Raw genomic sequence first — 21,166 nt, 5'->3', positions numbered from 1 at the left:
TTTCTTTATCTGCTTATAACTCTAATTGACATGGATTGTTTTGATTACGTATAAACAGTAATATTCTGACTCGCAATTGCAATATTAAGTTGATTCCCAGAAGCCCTATAACGCAAAAAGTATGTGAATGTTGGGTGCAGTTGCTATAAAAATTACAGTCCGGATAGGGAAGTTTCAGGATTTCCTGTAACTTATACCGCACTACTGGTTCTGTGTCGCCGGAATTTACCAGGAATCCCAAAACGCCTCTATTCATGAAACATGCTTTACTTCTTTTGATGTGCCTCTTGATGGTGAGTCTGCAGGCCATTGCCTCGCACATAGTAGGTGGTGAACTGGAAATAGAGCATCGCTCAGGCTATACCTACCGCATCACGATGAACCTTTACTTTGACGATGTAAATGGTACACCGGGCGCACGGGACCCTTCAGCCAATATCCGGATTTTTGATAAGCAGAACAACCGTTTTATGATGGATGTGCAGCTGCCCCTGCGCAGCGACACTTTCGTGAACTATACCGATATAGCCTGTACAATCGGGGAATTGCGTACACGCCGCATTGTTTACTCCCAGGATGTCGTATTGTCTCCCAATATGTTTAACAGTCCGCAGGGCTATTATATGGCCTGGGAGCGCTGCTGCCGCAACCGCACGATCAATAACATTGTGATGCCGGACGCAGCGGGACAGGTATTCTACATGGAGTTTCCGCCCGTAACGAGAAATGGCTCCCAGTTTGTCAACTCTTCTCCCCGCCTGTTCCCTCCGCTTAGTGACTATGCCTGCGCCAACGAGCTGTTCTACTACGACTTTAGCGGCACAGACGCCGATGGTGACTCATTGGTGTATGACATGGTAACCCCGCTCAACGGATTTGCCACTGCAGACCCAACCAATGCGGCCCCGATAGCACGGCCTGCTCCATACCCCGAAGTCAAGTGGCTGCCTGGGTATAACCGCGAAAACCAGATACAGGGCTCCCCGCCTATCATCATTGAAAAGCAAACGGGACGACTGACGGTACGCCCGGATCGCATTGGCCTCTTTGTATTCGCGGTGCGCGTGCAGGAGTATCGCGACGGTGTGAAGATCGGGGAAGTGCGACGTGACTTTCAGCTGCTAGTGAAAGACTGCCCCCGGAATGAGAGCCCTGCCGTGCAGGCCAGGGTAAACGGTCAAACAACCAATTATAAGCGAGGAGATGTGATCCGGATCAGCCCGACTGACGCCCGCTGCCTTAACGTAGAGTTTACGGATCCGGATCCTAATTCCAGAATTACGCTCTATGCTCGGCCAGTGAACTTCAGCAGCGACCTGTATACCTTCTCAGGCACTACCAGTGGAGTCGTAAACGGACCGGGCGGGCAGGAGTCGCTCAATGCGACCGTTTGCTTTGATGAATGCTTTGATACAGAGGGGCAGGTGTATAAACTCAACCTGATCGTGAAAGACAATGGCTGCAGTCTGCCAAGGCAGGATACACTACAGGTAAGCTTTGTCATTGACCCTATACCTAACGAACCACCCTCGATTCAACTCTCTCACCCTGACCGGCTCTTCACTGTGATGGAAGGCGATGTGATTGACTTCAACGTACTCGGGTTTGACGCCGACAACGACGAGGTAACCATCTCAGCCAAGGGACTGAACTTTGATATGAATACCCTACCAATCAACTTCCAGAGCAGCAGTGGGCTCGGGCAGGTACAGTCACCGTTTAACTGGCAGATAGACTGCGAAACGCTCCGGCAGGACTCCTATCAGATCGAATTCACGGCGACGTCCATGGTATGCGGCGAAGAGTTAACGCGAACAGAGGTCATAGAAGTGCGAACAGACTACCCGAATCAGATACCGGTGCTGACAACTGATAAACAGGTATTGGTGTTTGAGGTGGACCTGAATGAACCTTTCGAGGCTAATTTTAACGGTACTGACCTGGATGGGCATTTGCTCAGCATGCTGGCACGTGGCGAGAACTTTGACCTAGACAAAATGGGGATGACCTTTACGTCTACAGGCGGGCTGGGCGCTGCTACGGGCAAGTTTAACTGGGTAGCGAACTGTGATGCTTTCCAGCAGGGTGTTTTACGGGTTGATTTCATCTTGCAGGAAGATGCCTGTGCACCCTCCCCTCTGCAGCTGATCACCATGGAGTTTAAAGTGAAAGTGCCGGATTATAAAACTTTTATACCGCCCAACATCTTCACGCCAAATGATGACGGTCTAAATGACTTTTTTGAGATTCCGGGCATGCCGGCAGACGTGTGCACGAGCGCCTTTCAGCACATCCGCATTTACAATCGCTGGGGCAAAGAGGTGTTCGCCAGCACGGCGCACAACTTTAAGTGGGACGGCAAGGACGTGAACGACGGGGTATACTACTACGTGATCGACTACGGGGCTGATAAGTTCAGAGGCTCTGTGACGCTGGTGCGTTAGTGCAATCAGGTCATAAAGAGAATAACCAGGTATAGCGTGAGCCAGAGCGCGCCCAGGAAGTGCCAGTAGGTGTTGAGCATCGAGAGCTGCAGTCGGCGGTACGGGTCGCGGATAAAGATGAGGCTGCGTACACCATCACTTGCCATGTGAGCAGTCTTGATGAGCAGAAAAGCAAGGAAGATCATACCGCCCAGCAGGTGCAGCAGGTGCAGTGCCGTGATCAGGTATAGGTAACTGCCCGAGGCTTTGCCGGTAAAGTAGGCACCGGAGACAGTAAGCTCACGCCAGCCCAATATCTGGGCACCGATAAAGGCCACTCCCAAAAGAAAGGTACCGGCCAGGAAACGGGTCATTTTCCGGAGTTTATCCTTCTTGTATATGCGGGGAACTTTGCTGATGGTGTAGCTGCTGAAAAGCAAAAGCAGTGTGCTGACGCTGAAAAACTTAGGAAGAGAGAATTGTTCACTGCCGAAACCGCCCGTCCGAACAAAAGCCACCACCAGCACAAAGAATAGCACGCCAATACCAACCATACTCAGGTATAGCAACATCCGTATCGGGTGCAGATGCTCTATCTTGCCAAATGCTGAGCCCTGGCGTGCGTCTACCTTATTCTTTCTATCCTGGTTCATGTCGAGTCATATCCCCCGAGCATTCCCGACTTATGGCTGCGGGCCTCCTCTTTTCAATTTGGATGAAGGGTAATTTGTCTATTTCTATATACCATCTAGAGTGGTTTATAGTTTTGAAAATGCTTCACAAAAAATAAGATTTCACGGTGTTATTCGCGATCTAAACTAAGTTTGACCTGTGCAAGAAATCATTTAGCCTGATTTCTTAAAAATACCCGTACCAAACCTTAACTACCGCTTTACCTTTCTTGGCTGTTTTGCGTTAGCAGGAGTACATGTTACATCAAGCTCCTTTATGACCAAATTTCTACTGTTTATACTTTGTATCCTATCTATTACCGCATCGGCATGGGCGCAGCAACACCGTATACCCTATACAGCTAATAACAGCATGCAAGTGAGTCTGGAAGGAGAAAGTAACACCTACGATTTCCAGTCCAATAAAATGCTGGTGCGCTACGATCAGAATACCCGTAAACTCGAGTGCCTTTTGCCTATCGAGAACCTGCTTCCGGCCAATGACTCCAGCCCGGTAACCATGGTGCAGGACATCTTTTTTGCATCCCGCTACCCGGACTTATATATTGAAATAGAAGCGCCGATCGAGCAGATCAATGCCGGCAACCGAAACCGGCAGACATTGAACAGTAGAGTATTTATCAACATACAAGGAATCATCAAAGAAATAGTCGTTCCGGTCACCTTCACGCCTGATCGTAATATGATCACCTTCAGTACTAGTTTTGAGCTGATGCTGCAGGACCTGCGCCTGCGTGTGCCCGCCCGCTACACGTCCAGGCTGACGGGACGCATGCTGTTCACGATACAAAGTGCCCGTTGGGCTGACCTTGGAAACCGCTAAAATAAATTGCCATGCACCCAATGCAGGCTGCCCGCCACCAAACCGTGATGCAGGTATATAAAAACACCCTTCTATACCTGCTGCTATTTGGCCTGCTGCTAGGTGGGTCCACAGTCAGCTATGCCCAAAAAGTAGGGCTGGTGCTAAGTGGTGGTGGGGCCAAAGGTATAGCGCACGTGGGTGTGCTAAAGGCGCTGGAAGAAAACAACATCCCGATCGATTATATTGTCGGCACTTCCATGGGCGGAATTGTAGGAGCGCTCTATGCAGCGGGCTACTCTCCTTCTGAGATCGAATACCTGATTCACACTGAAGCTTTTCAGGCCTGGGCTACGGGCAAGCCGGAGCAGAACTATACCTATAACTTTGCCTCCCCGGACCCAAACCCCGCCCTGCTCAAACTGCACGTAGCACTCGACTCGGCTTTTCAGGCCAAGCTGACCTCCAATCTCGTCAACGACGCCTCACTCAATTTTGCCCTGGCGCAGCTTCTCTCCCAGCCTGCTGCCCGTGCCGGTTACGACTTCGACAAGCTTATGGTGCCTTACCGCTGCGTTGCGGCCGATATCTTCACCCAGCAGCAAGTGATTCTGCGAAAAGGACAGCTCGCCGATGCCGTTCGGGCCACCCTCACGGTGCCATTGTTCTACAAGCCTATCCGGATAGAGAAGCGCCTGCTCTTTGATGGCGGGCTGTATAATAACTTTCCCGTGGATGTAGCCCGAAATGACTTCAACCCGGATATCATCATAGGGGTGAACGTATCCTCTAAAACCTATAGCGAGTATCCTTACGACAAAGATGACTTTGACCTGGCCTATACCTTGCTCTACGCCATGATGTCGAATTCCGACTCTACGGCGCTGCATGAAAAGGACATCTACCTGCAGCCTGAACTGGGCAACCTGACTTCGCTTGATTTTAAAAATGTAGAGGATTTCTTCGCAGCGGGTTATAAGGAGGCGAACACGAATATGGAGCAGATACTTCGGAAAATAAAACGCAGGGTAAGTCCTGAGGAACTCGGCGCAAAGCGGGAGAAATTCAGAAGCGGGTTTCAGCCCCACGCCTTCCGAAGTGTCGAAATACAAGGCCTGAAAAGAAACCAACAGGGCTTTGTGGAGCGCTTCTTCAGAAGTTCCCAGGAAAACGGCTATACTATGCAGGAAGTGAAAACCGGCTATTTCCGTCTGGCTGCCATTGATAACTTCCGCAACCTCTACCCGACCATGCGCTATGACAACAAGGCTAAGACCTATGACCTGCTCCTCAACGTAAAAAAGGAAGATGGTTTAAAAATAGCTTTGGGAGGCGTCCTGGCTTCCCGTCCGATAGACAACATATATGCCGGTCTGGAATACAGTGTGCTCGGTCGGCAGCTCTATACCTTTGCCGGAAGTTTTCAGACCGGCAGATTCTACCAGGGAGCCCAACTGCGGACGCGCATTGACGTACCTGCCAGCTTGCCTTATTATGTGGAGCCTGCCTTTACTTACAATCACTGGAATTTTCTGTCCACCACGGGTTTGCTGTTGGAGCGCAACAACCTGCCACTGCTGGAACAAACCGATCGCAACTTTGCCCTTAATCTGGGTTTTACCAATACCTACAAAGGCAAGCTGGTACTGAGTGCAGCCTATGCGCAGCATATAGACAGGTATAGCAACCGCCTCGAAATACAGCGTTCTGACACGCTCGACCGAACGGCAACCAGCGGCATGACAGCAAGCGCCACTTTCAGGCGTGGCGGGCTTAACCGCAAGCAGTACCCCTCGGGCGGGCGTATGTTCACGGCCACAGGCCGGCTGGTCAGCGCTACTGAAAAGTATAGCCCCGGCTCTACTGCCAATGCTTCACAGGAGCTCTCAGCAGATCATAGCTGGTTCTACGGTCGCTTGCTTTTTGAGGACTTTGCGGGCAATGGTAGTCATCGTATCGGATACAGACTGGAGGGCGTGATCTCGACCCAGCCTTTCTTCAGCAACTACCGCTCTACCCTGACCACAGCGCCGGCCTTCCATCCACTGTCTGACAGCCGTACCCTGTTTCTGGATCGGTTCAGGGCTCATGAGTTTGTGGCGGGAGGTCTGCAGTATGTATACCTGATCACCCCAAGGCTGGAGGCCCGCACCGAAGGTTATGTATTTCAGCCCTACCGGCCAATTCTTCAGGACAGTGACCAGCAGGCGTACTATGGAAAGAAACTCACAGGTACGGGTGTGGCCGCCACGGCAGCTGTCGTTTACCATGGCATTCTGGGCCCTGCTGCGCTGAGCCTGAATTACTACAATGACAAGACGAAGGAATGGGGCGTGCTGTTTCACCTCGGTTTTCTGCTGTTTCAGAACAGAGCGTTAGAATAGTTTGAGTGGAGAGCCTAACCGTTCAGGCAGGTGAATCTGCTTTTGGGAAGGAATGGTTTACAGCTCTTTCCCACTTACCCAATAATCTCTATATTTGGCAATTACAACCAACCCATACCTGTATGAAAAAACTATTTGCACTACTATTCGCAGTTGCCGCACTGCAGGCCTGCTCTCAGACCAACACGACCAACGAAGGTCAGGAAACCACCACAGCTGCTGCCGAAACGGAGGCGAATACCTATGGCGCTTCATTCACGGAAGACAACGTGCTTTCAGCGGGTCAACTGCAGCAGGCTGTTAGTGGGAACGACTCCATACAGGCTACCGTTGCCGCTGAGATCGTGCAGAGCTGCCAGTCAAAAGGATGCTGGATGGATGTGAAGCTGGAAGATGGCAGCACGATGAAAGTAACGTTCCGCGACTACGGTTTTTTCCTGCCTGTTGAGGACCTGTCAGGCAAAACGGCTGTATTTACAGGTATAGCCAAGCATGAAGTGATCTCAGTAGATGACCAGCGCCACTTTGCCGAGGACGCAGGCAAGTCAGCTGAGGAGATTGCCGCTATTACCCAGCCAAGAGAAGAGCTGCGCTTTGTGGCCGACGGCGTGAAATTGAAATAGGCGATTACGCTATAACTATACCTGAGCGGCTGTTCTTCCGGAGCAGCCGCTTTTTTTATACCTTGCTGTATACCTTATACCTGGGCTGCCAAGTGCCACCGGCTTTAAGATTTTAAAGCCGGTGGCACTTGGCAGCCTGCGCCCGGTTCTCTATTTTTACAGACCAAACAGAAATACCCTATGGCCTTAGCACAAGATCCGGCTACTGAGATTCAGGAGCTCACCCAACGCATAAATTACCTCAACTACCAATATTACCAGAACAGCATTTCTGAAGTCACTGACTACGAATTTGACATGATGCTGGAGCGGCTGCAGCAACTGGAGCAGCAGCACCCGGAACTGCGGCAGCCCAACTCCCCAACCCAGCGGGTTGGCGGCACCATCACCAAGAGCTTCAAGACAGTATACCACAAGTACCCGATGCTCTCGCTGAGCAACACCTACTCCGAGGAAGACCTGCGGGAGTTTGACAAGCGGGTGCGGAAGATCGTAGGTGACGAGGTGGAATATGTGTGTGAGCAGAAGTTCGATGGCGTGGCCATCAGCCTCACTTACGAGAACGGTGAGTTTGTACAGGGCGCCACCCGCGGCGACGGTACCCGGGGTGATGACATCACGGCCAATGTGCGCACAATCCGCGACATTCCGCTGCAGGTACACGGCAGTGGCTTCCCGGAAAGCTTTGAGGTGCGCGGCGAAGTGTTCATGCCACTTCAGGTGTTTGAGCAGCTGAATGCCGACCGCGAAGAAGCCGGCGAACAGCTTTTGGCTAACCCCCGCAACGCCGCCTCCGGCACGCTCAAGCAGCAGGACTCAGCGATCGTGGCCAGCCGTAAACTGGGTTGTTTCTCCTATGGCTTCATGAGCTCGCCTAGTCCGTTTGACACGCACTCCGAAAGTCTGCAGGCCATCCAGAAATGGGGCTTCAAGGTATCGGATACCTGGCGCAAGTGCAGCTCCATCGACACCGTACTGGACTACATCAACGAGTGGGAGCAGAAACGCCATGAATTGCCGATCGCCACAGACGGTGTGGTGGTGAAAGTGAACAGTTATGCCCTGCAGGAAGAACTGGGCTATACCGCCAAGAGCCCACGTTGGGCGATCGCTTATAAGTATCCAGCTATGAGTGCCGTAAGCCGCCTGCTTGAAATACAGTACCAGATCGGCCGAACCGGGGCCGTGACCCCTGTAGCCATCATGGAGCCCGTGCTATTGGCCGGAACGGTGGTAAAGCGTGCCTCGGTACACAATGCCAACGAGATACAGCGCCTTGACCTGCGCCTTGGCGACATTGTGCACGTAGAAAAAGGCGGGGAAATTATACCGAAGATCACGGGCGTGGACTTCAGCAAGCGCCCTGCCGATTCCCTGCCGATTCTTTACCCGACGCACTGCCCGGCTTGCGGCTCCGAACTGGTGCGTACCGAAGGTGAGGCGAACTTTTACTGTCCGAACGAGGAAGGCTGTGCACCGCAGATTCAGGCTAAGTTGGAGCACTTCATCTCCCGCAAAGCCATGAACATCGACGAGCTCGGCCCTAAAACCATCGAACAGCTGTACAAGGCGGGATTTGTGCACAATGTGGCTGACTTGTACGACATAACCTTTGAGCAGCTGGTAAACCTGGAGCGCATGGGTGAGAAATCAGCCAATAACATCCTCAATAGTCTGGAGAAGTCGAAGCAGACACCTTACGACCGCGTGTTGTTTGCGCTGGGTATACGCTACGTGGGCAGCACCGTGGCCAAAAAACTGGCTGAGCAATTCCCGGACATCGAAGCGCTGCGAGGTGCGATGTACGAAGAGCTGATCGCTGTGAACGAGATCGGTGATCGCATTGCGCAGTCGCTGTTGCAGTACTTCAGCAGACCTGAGCACCAGGAACTGATCGAGCGTCTGAAGGCAGCTGGTCTGCAGTTCAAGTCCGAGAACACTGCGCCTGAGATGGAAAGCGATAAGTTGGAGGGCAAGACCTTTGTGATATCGGGTGTGTTTGAAAGCGTGAGCCGCGACGAGTTGCAGCGCATCATCGTCAGCCATGGCGGCAAGGTGGTCAGCTCCATCTCAGCAAAACTCTCCTACCTCGTGGCTGGCGACAAAATGGGCCCTTCCAAACTCGAGAAAGCGAACAAGCTCGGCATTACCATCCTCTCTGAAGATGAGTTTTTAGGTATGTTAAGTCACTAACTATAAAACCTCTGCAAAAAATAAGCGCCGGTCTACAAGAGGCCGGCGCTTATTAATTTACAAACAAACAATAAAAACAATTAAACTCTGGTACAGGCCGCTAAGCCCGTCTCCCCAACACAGCATAACAGCCGGGGTTATGTTACAAATGGAGCCATTTAGTAGGACAAATAAAAATGAAATAGACGAACGGCTGAAAAGGATATACAAACAACCGTTTCTCACCATTTCTGGTTTGATCTTTTAAATTGATGATTTGATAGGGCTTGTTTGCCCTTCTGTATAGTATAGGCTCGTGGTTATATGGAAGCACCGTAATATTGCTTAACTTCAGCATCAGACTTACGTTTAGATTTGCTTTCATCACCCATTAGCATTACGGCCTTGAACTTGATAGCCCTACCACCATTTACCATGAAAAAGCGGTACAAATTAGCCATACATGTGGCAGCCTGGGCGTTTTTCGGAGCTTGGATCTTCTACATTCAGTTTCAGCGCGGCCTTACTTTCAACAAGGCAGTTGACTCGCTGGTAGGATTAAGCTTCGCCATGATGATTTTTTACCTCAACTGGTATGTGCTGATCCCCCGCTTCCTGGCCAGAAACCAGATTTTCGGCTACCTGGGAGTTGTCTTACTCACTCTTACAGTTGTAGCGCTGGTACGCTCGCCGCTTGACTTCTACGTTTTTAGGGAGTTTAACCCGGGTATGACGGTGCTTTACTCCTCTGACCGCATTCTCAATTATGTGCTGGCCGGCCTGATCGTGGTGTTCATCAGTTCAGCCCTCAAGGTAACCGGCAACTATATTCGCAACGAGCGGCGCAACAAAGAGCTTGAGAACCAGAAACTGGCCGCTGAGCTGAATTTCCTGAAGTCGCAGGTGAATCCGCACTTCCTCTTTAACACGCTCAATAACATCTACTCGTTGGCTTACAAACAATCACCCGAGACGCCGGATGCCATCATGAAGCTCTCGCTCCTGATGCGCTACATGCTCTATGAAAGCAATGACACGCTGGTGAGTCTGGAGAAGGAAGTAGAACACATTCAGAACTTTATAGACCTGCAGAAACTGCGCCTGCGCGAGCAGACTAGTATCCGCCTGAACGTAGAAGGCGACCCGAGCGGAAAGCAGATCGCCCCGATGCTCTTGATGACACTGGTGGAGAATGCCTTCAAGCACGGACTCGTGAGCCGCAACGTGGTGGGCATTACCCTCAATCTTGTCGTGACGGAGGATTGGCTGCAATTCTCGACGGTGAACAATAGCAGCAGCCACAAAAAAAGGGACTTTGGCGGCATTGGTTTGCAAAATCTGAAGCAACGCCTTAACTTGCTCTACCCAGACCGACACGAACTGTATTTAGAAGAAAAAGACGATACATTTTTTGCTTCGCTGAAACTGTATTTCCAACCAAAAAAATAAACCTATGACTATCCGCTGCCTTGCCGTTGACGACGAGCCGCTTGCCCTCGATATCATCGAGAGCTATGTGAGCAAACTGCCTTTTTTGAAACTCGTAAAAACGTGCTCCAGCGCCACGGAGGCCATGCAGGTATTACAGGAAGAGCAGATCGATCTGATGTTTCTGGACATCGAGATGCCTGAACTCACCGGTATACAGTTTCTGAACATTCTCAAGCACCAGCCGCTGATCATCTTCACGACAGCCTATCCCAACTATGCGCTCGAGGGCTTCAATCACGACGCCGTGGACTACCTCCTCAAGCCCATCCCTTACGACCGCTTTTTGAAGGCCGTGACCAAAGCGCAGGAACGCCTGCAGCGCAGCCGTAAGTCACCGGAGGCCCCGGCAGCCGCCCCTGCCCCACATGCACCCGAGCAGGATTTTATGTTCGTGAAAGCCGACTACAAAACCGTGCGCGTCGACTTTGCTGACATCCTCTGGATCGAGGGTCTGAAGGACTACATCATCATCCAGACCAAAGACCACAAGATCATCACGCTCCTGAGCATGAACAAGGCTATGGAAAAGCTGCCTGAGTCAAAGTTCATGCGCGTGCACCGCTCCTTTATCGTAGCCCTGCACAAGATTGACAGCATCGAGAAAAGCCGCATCCGCATTGGCAATAAGGAAATTCCAATTGGTGAGGTATACAAGGACCACTTCCTGCATTGGGTAGAGGAGAATAATATACAGTAGTTTTTTCGAATCACGTATCTCGTATCACGTAGCAAGACCTTCTGTCATGGCGGGACAAAAGAATATTTGACAAAGGACAAAAGAATTCCAGAAAGTGATTTTGTCTTTATGCCGTCCTTTGTCATTTGTCATACAGTCCTTCGTGTATTTCCCGGAAATCTTGCTACGTGAGACTTGCGTCGTGATACGTTGAAACACTTGCAGATTCCGCTGGATAGTTCGAACTTCGTGCTTTAGAAAAACAGCGCATGATACAAGATACATTAAAAGGAACGGGTGTTGCCCTGGTAACCCCTTTTGCCAGCAACATGGCCGTAGACTTCGACGGACTACGCCAGTTGCTTGATTTTACCATCGAAGGTGGTGTGGAGTACCTCGTGGTGAACGGTACCACAGGTGAATCGGTAACCACTACAACCGAGGAAAAAGCCGAGATTCTGGCATTCGTGAAGAAGCATGTGAACGGTCGTGTGCCGCTGGTATACGGTTTGGGTGGCAACAATACACAGCATGTACTCGATACGATCCGGAAAACAGATCTGGAAGGTATAGCCGCCGTGCTCTCGGTGAGTCCTTACTACAACAAGCCTTCGCAGCAAGGTATATACCAGCACTATACCCAGATCGCTGATGCCTGTCCGGTGCCAGTGATCCTATACAACGTACCGGGCCGTACGGGCAGCAACATTGCCCCAGATACGACCGTGCGTCTTGCTGCACACAGAAATATTATCGGCATAAAAGAAGCATCCGGCAACCTGGAGCAGTGTCTGCATATTGCCAAGCACAAGCCGGCCGACTTCCTGTTGATCAGCGGCGACGACATGCTCACCCTGCCGATGATCGCCTTCGGAGCCGTGGGTGTGATCTCCGTGCTGGCCAATGCCTTCCCGGAGAAATTCAGCAACATGATCCGCCTGGGCTTGTCAAACCAATTTAAGGAGGCATCTGCCCTGCTATTCGACTTCGTGGACATCAACCCGATGATGTATGAAGAGGGCAACCCGGTAGGTGTGAAAGCTTTGCTGGAGCGCTTTGGCGTATGTGGCGGAGCGGTGCGTCTTCCTTTGGTGGAGGCTTCTTCCGGTCTCAAAGACAGACTTTACAAGAATCTTTAAGCTCAGGGTCAAGGTATAGCATACAGAACGGGAAGGTTGGCAGCAGTCAGCCTTCCTGTTTTTTGTTTGCCCGAAAGATATTTTCGCTATATTCGTTTTCTTCTATTCTAATTCCTTACCACAATGCGTATACCTGCGATCCTGTTTTTAGCACTGGGCATGGCGGCCTGCAACAATTCCCCGGACCAGTCGCAGGCCAACCAGACGGATCATACGCACCTCCTGGAAACGGACACCAGTCTGGTGCAGGCACCTGACTCAGCCAAACTGCCCGCCGACGACGAATTGCAGCACTATCCCCCTGACACTACCGGTCTGAGTCCCGAGCCCAAAACCGCTGCTAAGATCATGATCGAAGGGCGCTTCCATAAGCACGAAGTATGGCAAGGCGCGGAGCAGAAGCCCTGGATGGCTTTGGTGCAGGATGACAGCGTTTTCCGGCTGCAGCCCAGCAGTCTGCAGGTCACCACGTTTTTTGATCCGGTCTACGACAAGGGACGGCAGGTACGCTCAGGGCGTGAAGTGCGGGGCGAGCACCCGAATACACTCCTCTTCGTGACAGGTATAGCCAAACTACAGGCCAGTGAAGTGGACACGGTTGGTTACCCGAATCAGGTGATTCTGCCCAATACAGCCATCGACCTCAGGTATAAAGGCAAGACCTATACCCTGGCAGTCAGAGGCGACAGCATCCAACAGGAAGGCTCCGAGTCTTACTCGCTGCAGAACTACAAGTGGACAGTTGCAGGTACTAAAAACGGACGCAAGATCACGCAGGAGTTGGCATCTGACGAGAACTTCGAGAGTGCCATCTACGTGCTCCTTTGGGTCGGCGACTTAGACCGCGACGGTATACCGGATCTGCTGGCTGATCTGTCCAATCATTTCAACACCTCTAAGGTCACCCTCTTCCTGTCTTCACTCGCCGAAAAAGGGAAACTTTATAAGAAAGTAGCTGACTTCAAAACAGAAGCTTATCCCGAGATTGCACCTCCTGACAGTGTAGCAAAACCATAAACCTGCCTTAGCGTTATATACCTGCGAAAGCAAACGCAAGGTATAGCCGTGAGAAAACACAGAGGCGAACTCGACATCGACGAGGATATTCAACTTGAAAGCACCAACTGGAAAGTTCAGCGGGTAGCATGGGTTGTGATGGCCATTTTTGTACTGGCTGCCTTGCTCGGCTTTACCGGTGATGGTGGTATCGGTAATCTGCAGAGCTTAAAAGCTGGCGACAGTGCCGAAGGGCTTGAAGTAGAATATGAACGCTTTATCAGACGCAGTGCCCCTGCCGAAATCAAAGTGAAGCTGCATCCTTCCACTAGCGACTCCCTCACAAACCTACACCTTAGCAAAGACTTTTACGATAACTTCAAAATAGGCAAGGTGGTGCCCGAGCCCGCCGAAGTCTATACCACCGAACAGGGCATTACCTACCGCTTTACTACTGCCAAACAACCATTTTCTGTCACCTTCTACCTGACACCCAAAGGTATGGGCTCCCTGCCTTTGCATTTCTCCACAGCCGAAAAACAGGTGGCCATCACACAGTTCATACACCCTTAAATCGACCCTATGGAAACCGTTATCAGAGGATTGGTCCTGTATGTGTTCCTGATGATCATTTTCAGGATAAGCGGCAAAAGAACCTTGTACGAAGCCACTGTATTTGATTTCGTGCTCCTCCTAATCATAGCCGAAACTGCGGAGCAGGCGCTCGTTGGCGAAGACCACTCCATGATGAACAGCTTTGTATTAATTATCACGCTCTTGCTGACCGACATTAGCCTTTCGCTTCTGAAGCAGAAGTATAAGGGGTTCGGAAATGTACTGGATGGAGTGCCCGTGATCCTGCTCGATGACGGCAAGTTGCTGCACGATCGGCTGAAAAAGGTGCGGGTGGACGAGGCAGATATCATGGAGTCGGCCCGGGCGCTACGGGGGCTGGAGCGGCTCGACCAGATCAAGTATGCCATTCTGGAAAAGGACGGTAAGATTACCATCATCCCGAAAGAGCAGGAGCAGAAGGAAATAGAAAAGGTATAGCCTGGAATTGCTATACCTTGGGGTTATGGTCCGGCAGCAACAGCCTACGTTATTTATCGGTCAGCACGTACTTGGCCTCCACTTCTTTCTTGATGTTTTCCAGTCCGTCCTCAAACTCCTCTCCCACCGTGCTGTCGATCAGCAAACCCGAGAACTTACGAACCGGGTTGTCGCCCATGTATTTGTCAAAGTGCCAGGTGAGTTTTGTGCCTTCTTCTGTCTCTTCTAAAACAAAAGTGCTATGCGCTTTATCATCTTCTTCAAACTCGAGGTTGGTAACCAGTCGGCTGGGTGGCTCCGCAGCTACAATTGTCACGATGCCCTGCCCAATGCCCCGTCGCTGGCTGGTCCAGTTATAGCGTGCTCCTATTGGTGGGCCGGCATAGCTAAGCGACTTACCTGAGTCAATATGGTGCCCAGGGAGCCAATTAGGCCAATTCCGCAAGTCACTGAGCTGCTCATAAGCCACTTCGGCAGGTGCATTGATGATGATATCACGTTGCAAATGGATCTGGCGGGGCAGACTAATGGAGATGACGCCCAAAATGGCGATTAAAGTAGCGGCTCCTAACAGGAAAGACTTTAACACATGCATATAAGTGAGTGGTAAACGTAAAATTTTATCAATTCAAAGAATTTTAATACAATTTCAAAAATACCGTAGAAAATGAAAAAAACCACAGCTGTTACGCTGTGGCCTTTCTCAGATGGAAATTCAATACTAATGTATAGTCACTTATACGCAATGGCGAAAAAAAGTATACAATATAGTAAAGGCATTTTTAAAACGCCTGTATGCTAGTATCTTCCACTCCGGTCAGGGGAGCCATAGTGGTCATCGCCAAAGTCCCTGAACTCGTCAGCGTTGCCATACGAGGCATCGTGGCGGAAGCCATAGTTGCCGCGGCTGTCGAAGTCACGGTACAGGTCGCCTTCCTCCGGATTGTCGTAGTTCGGGTTGTAGCCCGAGCTGTAGCGGTAGCGGGTCCGCTCAAAGCGATCCGGGTCAGCAAACCTCGGGTTGCCCCTGCTGATGCGATCCAGGTCATTTTCGGCACCGTACGGAAGTCCATACTCATCATGCCGCGGCACGCCAGTATAGTTGCTGGTGTCATACATGGTGTTGTAGTAGTCCTCCATATTGCCTCGGTAGTTGCCTTCAAACCTGTCACGCTCTTCGTGCCTGGCACGGTACTGACGGCCAGCTCCTTCGTCTTCCGGTCTTTGGCCCCAGTCGCGTTGCTCCCCGCGGTACTGCTGCTGGCGCGGATGTTCCTCTTGGTATTGGCGGCTGAAGTCGCCATAATTCTGATCTCTATAATCTCTCATGGTTTTACTTTTTAAAATGACAGCCGCAGGGGAGCGCCCCCTGCGGCTGTAGGATTGTAACTTTTAGTGACGGTTGTGTCGATCTTCGGAGCGGCGCTGGCGGTCGTTCTGTCCCCAGCGGTCCATGTTGCTGTAGTACCTATCCTCACCAAAGTGCTCACGGCCCTCGGTATGGTTGCGGCCTGCAAAGCCTCCGCTGTAGTCGTTGTCATACAGTCGGTTGCCCATCTCATAGCGTCGGTATGACTCGTAGTCACCCATAGAGGAGTGCCCTCTGTAATCCCGGTCGCCGCGCCCTACGTCGTGGCCAAAGCGCTCATCCGGCATGCCGGTTCGCGTCCAGTTGTCGCCCTGCCGGCGCATGTCATCATAGTCGCGGTCGCTGTAGTCGGCCTGGGGGTCATAGTGTCGGCCCGAGTTGTAGTCGTCGTTGGGTACGTAGCTCATACCATAGGGATTATCCTGCCCTCTGCGGTTGTGTGAGGTAAAATCCTCTCCGCTGTACTGCGCACCGCCCGGCTGAAATCGCCCCTGACGCGAACCGTATTCATGGTCTATGTTGGTGTTGAAAGTTCTTGTATCATAATAATCGTCTTCCTGCTCACCATAACCGCTGTTGAAGTGCGAGTCTACGGTATAGTTGCCGCGGTCTGAGGTTTCGCCATGATGATGGCCGTGCGCCCAGCGTGGCTCCATGTTACGATTGTCGCGGTTTTCTTCTCTGTTGTTTCTCATAGCATTGTGGTTTTAATACATACATTATTGCTACTGTTTACGGGCACGCCCCTGCTTTGGGTTAAGGACGCTGCGTAAACTCCCAACCCAAATGTGCGTTTATAGAGGGTATACCAATCAAGATAAAACAATGGACAGATATAATAACTGGCAGGACCGCCGGGATGAAAACAGACGCGATAATAACCGCAACGACGAATCGCAGTACAGAGGCGCTTACCGCCTGGATGAAGATGGTCACTACAGCACCTATAACCGCTCTGGGCAGGGCGGCATGGGCAACAGAGACCGCGACCGCTACAACGAAGACCAGGGAGGCGACTACATTTACCGCCGCAGCCGCAACCTGCAGGACAACGACGACTATACCCAGCGTCAGTACCAGCAGAGCTATCGCGGCGGCAATTCCCGACATGGAGCGTACAGCGACTTCGGTGGCCGCTATGGAGGCAGCGCAGGTATGCGCGACAGCCGCTCAGGCTACAACGAGCCCAGGAACAATGAGCGTAGTGGCCGACAGCAATACGGGGACTACTATGTCCACCGTACATCCGGCAATTTCGACGGCGATTACCGTCCTGACAACTACCCGCATCGCCGTGACGAGAACTACGGCAACATGGCTGGCTCGCTGAGCTTTGGCTACGACGGCGACCGCAACTCCGACCCGGACTACAACCGCCGCTACAACCCTATGACCGGCGAAATGCGCGAGCGCCAGCGTGACTACGAACAACGACAGCCACGTCGCTATGGCCCGCCAGACCGCACCGGCTCCAACCCGGATTATGACCGCTACTAAGGTATAGGCATAACCTTGGCGCTAAATCAGAGTAAAAAAGAAATAACTAAAACAGATTGAAGATGAACGCAGATAAGAATAAAGACCAGAACAAAGATCAGAACAAAAGCAATATAAACGAGGGCAACAAAGTGCCTAACATCCACCCGACTGCCAAAAAGGATCCGTCAGAGCAGATTCCGCGCTCAGAGGAGAACGAACAGGCAGGACGCGCCATGGGCAATGAGCCCCGCACTGGCGGCCGTCAGGGCGGTAAAAGCGTAGAAGACGGTGGTCAGGATGTAGGCAGTAGCGCCGGAAGTCACTAATTCGAGATAATTTCATAGAAGGAAGGCCGGGTCATCCCCGGCCTTCCTTTTTTTATGCCTGTCCTAATTTCGTATCTTTGGCTATACCCGCCCTGCCGCGGCAGTGTATCACAGGTATAGCTGGCCGTAGTCAGGTATACCAGGTATAGCCGCCCAAGAGGCACAGAATTTTTGGATGAACCAGATTGAAGCACAGGAACACTTAGTTATCATTGGTAACGGCATTGCAGGCGTCACCCTGGCGCAGCGTGTGCGACAGCGGAGTGACTGCCGCATCACCATCGTGTCGGCGGAGTCGCAGTTGCACTTTTCGCGCACTGCGCTGATGTACGTGTACATGGGCCACATGCGCTTCCAGGATATTGTGCCTTACGCCGACTGGTACTGGCAGGAGCAGAAAATAGAGCTGGTGCACGACTATGTGGAGCGGGTAGAAACAAGCGATAAAAAGCTCGTGCTACGCGAAGGCCCTCCCCTACACTACGACAAACTGGTACTGGCCACGGGCTCCAGCGCCGCTTATTACGACTGGCCAGGCCAAACTCTAAAGGGCGTGCAGGGCCTCGTGTCGCTGCAGGATCTGGAACTGATGGAAGCCAATACAGCAGGTATTCAGCAGGCCGTGATCGTAGGCGGCGGATTGATTGGTGTAGAGATGGCCGAAATGCTGCGGAGCCGGGGTATAGCTGTGACCATGCTGATACGGGATAAACTGTACTGGCGCAATGTGCTGCCCGAAGAAGAGGCCCAGCTTGTGACCGACCACATCCGGCAGCACGGCATTGAGCTGTTGCTGCAGGAAGAGCTGCAGGAAATCCTGGCTGATGACGCTGGCCGGGTACGCGCTATACACACGCGCAGCAGCAAAGAGCTGCCCTGCCAGTTTGTAGGCATCACCACAGGCGTGAAACCGAACGTTGATTTCCTAAAGGGCGCAGGTATAGAGATACAAAAGGGTATACTGGTGAACGAGTTTTTTGAGACGAGCCAGCCCGATGTATATGCCCTCAGCGACTGCGCCCAGTTCCGCAATCCCGCTCCGGGCCAGCCGATGATGGAGCAGCTCTGGTATACCGCCCGGCTGCACGCCGAGGCGCTGGCCTCCACCCTGCTTGGCGAGCGCAAGCCTTACCAGCGGGGACCGTGGTTTAATTCCGCCAAGTTTTTTGATATTGAATACCAGACCTACGGCTTTGTGCCCGCACATTTCACAGTGCACCAGGAGTCGCTTTACTGGCAGAACGAAGAGACGACCAAGGCCATCCGACTGCTCTACGACAAGGAAACAGCCAGGCTTTTAGGTATAAACCTGCTTGGCGTCCGCTATCGCCATGACCTCTGCCACCACTGGCTGCAGCAGGGCTATACCTTGCACGATGTAGTGCAGGAACTGCCTGCGGTGAACTTCGATCCGGAGTTTTTCCAACGTTACGAAGAAGAACTCTTACGACAGTACTATACTCGTTTCCCAGATCGTCAGCCACCGGTCAAACACAGTAACTGGTGGGAACTGCGAAAGCGCTTCGGGCTGTTTTCTGACTCTACTTCTTGTTAATTACCCATACTACAGATGCCTACTGCCGTCATTTCCCAAACTGCCACTACCCCTTCTACCACCTCACAGAATGTCGTGAAAATGGTGGGGCTGTTACTCATCAGCATCGGTCTGCTGGGTATACTGGTAGCTGCTGTGGGAGCTGATTACCTCTCTCCTGTCCTCACCGGAATGGGAGGCACGGCAACTTTCACAGTGGGCGCTTTACTTTATGTATGGCAAAGCCGCCGGCACAAGTCACCTGCCGAGCAAAACCACGGTCTATGGCAACAGGAGGCTACATCCCGTGGGGCCTCGGCCTGGGTGATCGGCTTTGTGCTCACCGGCTTTTATGTGCTGCTTTACTGGTTTCCGGATACCCTGCAGGGTTTGATTCAAGCCATGGGGCCTCTGAGCCAGTGGCTGCGCAACCGCCCCAGCGACCAGTGGTTCCTCTACGGCACCTTCTATACCCTGGCTGTGCTGATCATGGGGGTATACGCTCTGCTCAAGTACCGCAACAGCCGTTACCACATCATCCGGACCATCTCGGTCATGTTCTTTCAGTTGGGTTTTGCCTTTCTGCTGCCGGGTCTGCTGCTGATGCTCAACCAACCGGAGTACTACTTCAGCTATTTCTGGCCCCTTAAGTACGATTACCTTTTCCCGAGCACTATGGAATACCTGGTGCGGGACGGGGCAGCTTTGGGCGTGTTTATGATTTTTTGGGGAGCGGTGTTTTCCTTTCTGGCCACGCCGGTGCTCACCTACTTCTATGGCAAGCGCTGGTACTGCTCCTGGGTATGCGGCTGCGGCGGACTGGCTGAAACTGCCGGCGATCCTTACAGACACCTCTCTGACAAAAGCCGGAAAGCCTGGCGTTGGGAAGTGGCCATCCTATACCCGATCCTGGGCTTTGTCATTCTCACGACGCTCTTTCTATGGATCAACTCCTGGAGCGAGGGTCGCTTGCTGGGTGATTTGTCCGGCGACTTTGCCAGAACATATGGGTTCTTTATCGGGGCCATGTTTTCGGGCGTTATTGGCGTAGGCTTTTACCCGCTGATGGGCAACCGGGTATGGTGCCGCTTCGGTTGCCCGATGGCTGCTTACCTGGGGCTGCTGCAAAAACATTTCTCCCGCTTCCGCATCACTACCAACGGCGGACAGTGTATCTCCTGCGGCAACTGTTCTACTTACTGCGAAATGGGCATTGATGTACGCTGGTATGCGCAGCAGGGCGAGCCGATCATCCGGGCAGCGTGTGTGGGCTGCGGCATTTGCGCACATGTTTGCCCACGGGGCGTGCTAAAACTTGAGAATGGCCCGCGGGAAGGACGCTATGCAGGTACCCCGCTAATCAGCCGCGACGAGCTGCGGATTTTGGATTAGAGCTGCGCGGCAAGGACTACAGTATCTTATTCTGATGAAGGTTATGCTAAAAAAATCCTGAACCTCTGTTTGCTTCAACTGGCAGTAACTCACGCAACAAACCCAATATTTATCAGAATGAAACGACATTTCCCTTCATGGGAAAATGCCTGTACAGCCAGGGACAAAGCACTAGCTATACGCACCATAAGCCTTAAACGCATCGCGGGCACCTGCTTTTGACAAGTGCCCGCGATGCGTTTAAGAAAACAGGTTAGCCGAGGCTATACCCTGTGGGTACTACTGCAATTCTTCCTGCTCCATATACTCCCACATGGCATCTTCACTGGCGCCGATCTTAGCCGCGTAAAGCAGCATTGTGGTATACACCGCGATCAACAGGAAACTAAGTGGAATGGAGAATACAAAGGATACAACAAGCGTCTTCACCGGATCAGGCTTTGTTTTCATTTTGGTAGATGCATACCAGAAAAAACAGATGTTAAAGATGCCGGCGAGCGCAATAAAATTGATGATATCTAACATTGGCTAAAAGTTAAACGTTTTTGCTGATTCTTCCCAAGAAGCATGCCATTCGGTTTATAAAGCCTAAAAGCATACATTTTAGTTCAAATC

Annotated in this window: 20 protein-coding genes; 15 read left to right on the top strand and 5 right to left on the bottom strand. The window is 51.8% G+C overall.

Annotated elements, in window-relative coordinates:
- Positions 1-254 precede the first annotated feature (254 nt).
- Positions 255-2,444: a T9SS type B sorting domain-containing protein gene (locus tag AC5FXQ_RS13310; RefSeq protein ID WP_493602916.1), complete on the top strand. Its 2,190-nt coding sequence runs from the start codon at positions 255-257 to the stop codon at positions 2,442-2,444.
- A gap of 5 nt (positions 2,445-2,449) precedes the next feature.
- Here the strand turns inward: AC5FXQ_RS13310 and AC5FXQ_RS13305 are convergent, their stop codons facing one another.
- Complete coding sequence (locus tag AC5FXQ_RS13305; RefSeq protein WP_493602915.1) at positions 2,450-3,076, bottom strand: cytochrome c oxidase subunit 3; 627 nt, start codon at positions 3,074-3,076, stop codon at positions 2,450-2,452.
- Positions 3,077-3,371: 295 nt separating this feature from the next.
- Between AC5FXQ_RS13305 and AC5FXQ_RS13300 the strand changes: the two genes are divergently transcribed.
- The 10 genes from AC5FXQ_RS13300 to AC5FXQ_RS13255 all read left to right on the top strand — a co-directional run bounded on the left by AC5FXQ_RS13300 (position 3,372) and on the right by AC5FXQ_RS13255 (position 14,451).
- Positions 3,372-3,938, top strand: coding sequence for a hypothetical protein (locus tag AC5FXQ_RS13300; protein WP_493602914.1), 567 nt, complete (start codon positions 3,372-3,374; stop codon positions 3,936-3,938).
- An 11-nt stretch (positions 3,939-3,949) separates the two neighbouring features.
- Positions 3,950-6,301, top strand: a complete 2,352-nt coding sequence (locus AC5FXQ_RS13295) for a patatin-like phospholipase family protein (protein ID WP_493602913.1) — start codon at positions 3,950-3,952, stop codon at positions 6,299-6,301.
- Positions 6,302-6,423: 122 nt separating this feature from the next.
- Positions 6,424-6,924: a DUF4920 domain-containing protein gene (locus tag AC5FXQ_RS13290; protein ID WP_493602912.1), complete on the top strand. Its 501-nt coding sequence runs from the start codon at positions 6,424-6,426 to the stop codon at positions 6,922-6,924.
- A gap of 180 nt (positions 6,925-7,104) precedes the next feature.
- A complete protein-coding gene (gene ligA / locus AC5FXQ_RS13285; RefSeq protein WP_493602911.1) occupies positions 7,105-9,117 on the top strand; it encodes an NAD-dependent DNA ligase LigA in 2,013 nt (670 codons plus the stop codon).
- 414 nt (positions 9,118-9,531) lie between these two features.
- On the top strand, positions 9,532-10,545 hold the full coding sequence (locus tag AC5FXQ_RS13280) for a sensor histidine kinase (protein ID WP_493602910.1): 1,014 nt from the start codon (positions 9,532-9,534) through the stop codon (positions 10,543-10,545).
- A gap of 4 nt (positions 10,546-10,549) precedes the next feature.
- Positions 10,550-11,284 (top strand): LytR/AlgR family response regulator transcription factor, encoded by a 735-nt coding sequence (locus AC5FXQ_RS13275; protein WP_493602909.1) that lies wholly within the window; start codon positions 10,550-10,552, stop codon positions 11,282-11,284.
- A gap of 248 nt (positions 11,285-11,532) precedes the next feature.
- Positions 11,533-12,402 carry a 4-hydroxy-tetrahydrodipicolinate synthase gene (gene dapA, locus AC5FXQ_RS13270; RefSeq protein ID WP_493602908.1) on the top strand — a complete coding sequence of 290 codons (870 nt, stop codon included), beginning with the start codon at positions 11,533-11,535 and terminating at the stop codon, positions 12,400-12,402.
- 123 nt (positions 12,403-12,525) lie between these two features.
- On the top strand, positions 12,526-13,419 hold the full coding sequence (locus AC5FXQ_RS13265; protein ID WP_493602907.1) for a hypothetical protein: 894 nt from the start codon (positions 12,526-12,528) through the stop codon (positions 13,417-13,419).
- A 48-nt stretch (positions 13,420-13,467) separates the two neighbouring features.
- Positions 13,468-13,971 (top strand): hypothetical protein, encoded by a 504-nt coding sequence (locus tag AC5FXQ_RS13260; RefSeq protein WP_493602906.1) that lies wholly within the window; start codon positions 13,468-13,470, stop codon positions 13,969-13,971.
- A gap of 9 nt (positions 13,972-13,980) precedes the next feature.
- Complete coding sequence (locus AC5FXQ_RS13255) at positions 13,981-14,451, top strand: DUF421 domain-containing protein (RefSeq protein ID WP_493602905.1); 471 nt, start codon at positions 13,981-13,983, stop codon at positions 14,449-14,451.
- Between the two features lie 49 nt (positions 14,452-14,500).
- Here the strand turns inward: AC5FXQ_RS13255 and AC5FXQ_RS13250 are convergent, their stop codons facing one another.
- The 3 genes from AC5FXQ_RS13250 to AC5FXQ_RS13240 all read right to left on the bottom strand — a co-directional run bounded on the left by AC5FXQ_RS13250 (position 14,501) and on the right by AC5FXQ_RS13240 (position 16,515).
- Positions 14,501-15,046, bottom strand: coding sequence for an SRPBCC family protein (locus AC5FXQ_RS13250; RefSeq protein WP_493602904.1), 546 nt, complete (start codon positions 15,044-15,046; stop codon positions 14,501-14,503).
- Positions 15,047-15,249: 203 nt separating this feature from the next.
- Positions 15,250-15,780, bottom strand: a complete 531-nt coding sequence (locus AC5FXQ_RS13245) for a hypothetical protein (protein WP_493602903.1) — start codon at positions 15,778-15,780, stop codon at positions 15,250-15,252.
- 63 nt (positions 15,781-15,843) lie between these two features.
- Entirely contained in the window at positions 15,844-16,515 is a 672-nt protein-coding gene (locus AC5FXQ_RS13240) for a hypothetical protein (RefSeq protein WP_493602902.1), read from the bottom strand.
- 130 nt (positions 16,516-16,645) lie between these two features.
- On the opposite strand from AC5FXQ_RS13240, the gene AC5FXQ_RS13235 reads away from it, so the two are divergent.
- The 4 genes from AC5FXQ_RS13235 to AC5FXQ_RS13220 all read left to right on the top strand — a co-directional run bounded on the left by AC5FXQ_RS13235 (position 16,646) and on the right by AC5FXQ_RS13220 (position 20,551).
- On the top strand, positions 16,646-17,317 hold the full coding sequence (locus AC5FXQ_RS13235) for a hypothetical protein (protein ID WP_493602901.1): 672 nt from the start codon (positions 16,646-16,648) through the stop codon (positions 17,315-17,317).
- Positions 17,318-17,379: 62 nt separating this feature from the next.
- Positions 17,380-17,625, top strand: coding sequence for a hypothetical protein (locus AC5FXQ_RS13230; protein ID WP_493602900.1), 246 nt, complete (start codon positions 17,380-17,382; stop codon positions 17,623-17,625).
- A 175-nt stretch (positions 17,626-17,800) separates the two neighbouring features.
- The gene (locus AC5FXQ_RS13225; RefSeq protein WP_493602899.1) at positions 17,801-19,180 is read left to right on the top strand and encodes an NAD(P)/FAD-dependent oxidoreductase; all 1,380 of its coding nucleotides are present in this window, start codon (positions 17,801-17,803) and stop codon (positions 19,178-19,180) included.
- 15 nt (positions 19,181-19,195) lie between these two features.
- Complete coding sequence (locus AC5FXQ_RS13220; protein ID WP_493602898.1) at positions 19,196-20,551, top strand: 4Fe-4S binding protein; 1,356 nt, start codon at positions 19,196-19,198, stop codon at positions 20,549-20,551.
- 279 nt (positions 20,552-20,830) lie between these two features.
- Here the strand turns inward: AC5FXQ_RS13220 and AC5FXQ_RS13215 are convergent, their stop codons facing one another.
- Complete coding sequence (locus tag AC5FXQ_RS13215; RefSeq protein ID WP_230392283.1) at positions 20,831-21,001, bottom strand: hypothetical protein; 171 nt, start codon at positions 20,999-21,001, stop codon at positions 20,831-20,833.
- Positions 21,002-21,166: the final 165 nt, after the last annotated feature.

The organism is Pontibacter sp. LHS1, from assembly GCF_058932855.1.
This window is presented reverse-complemented; position numbering and strand designations above follow the sequence as displayed.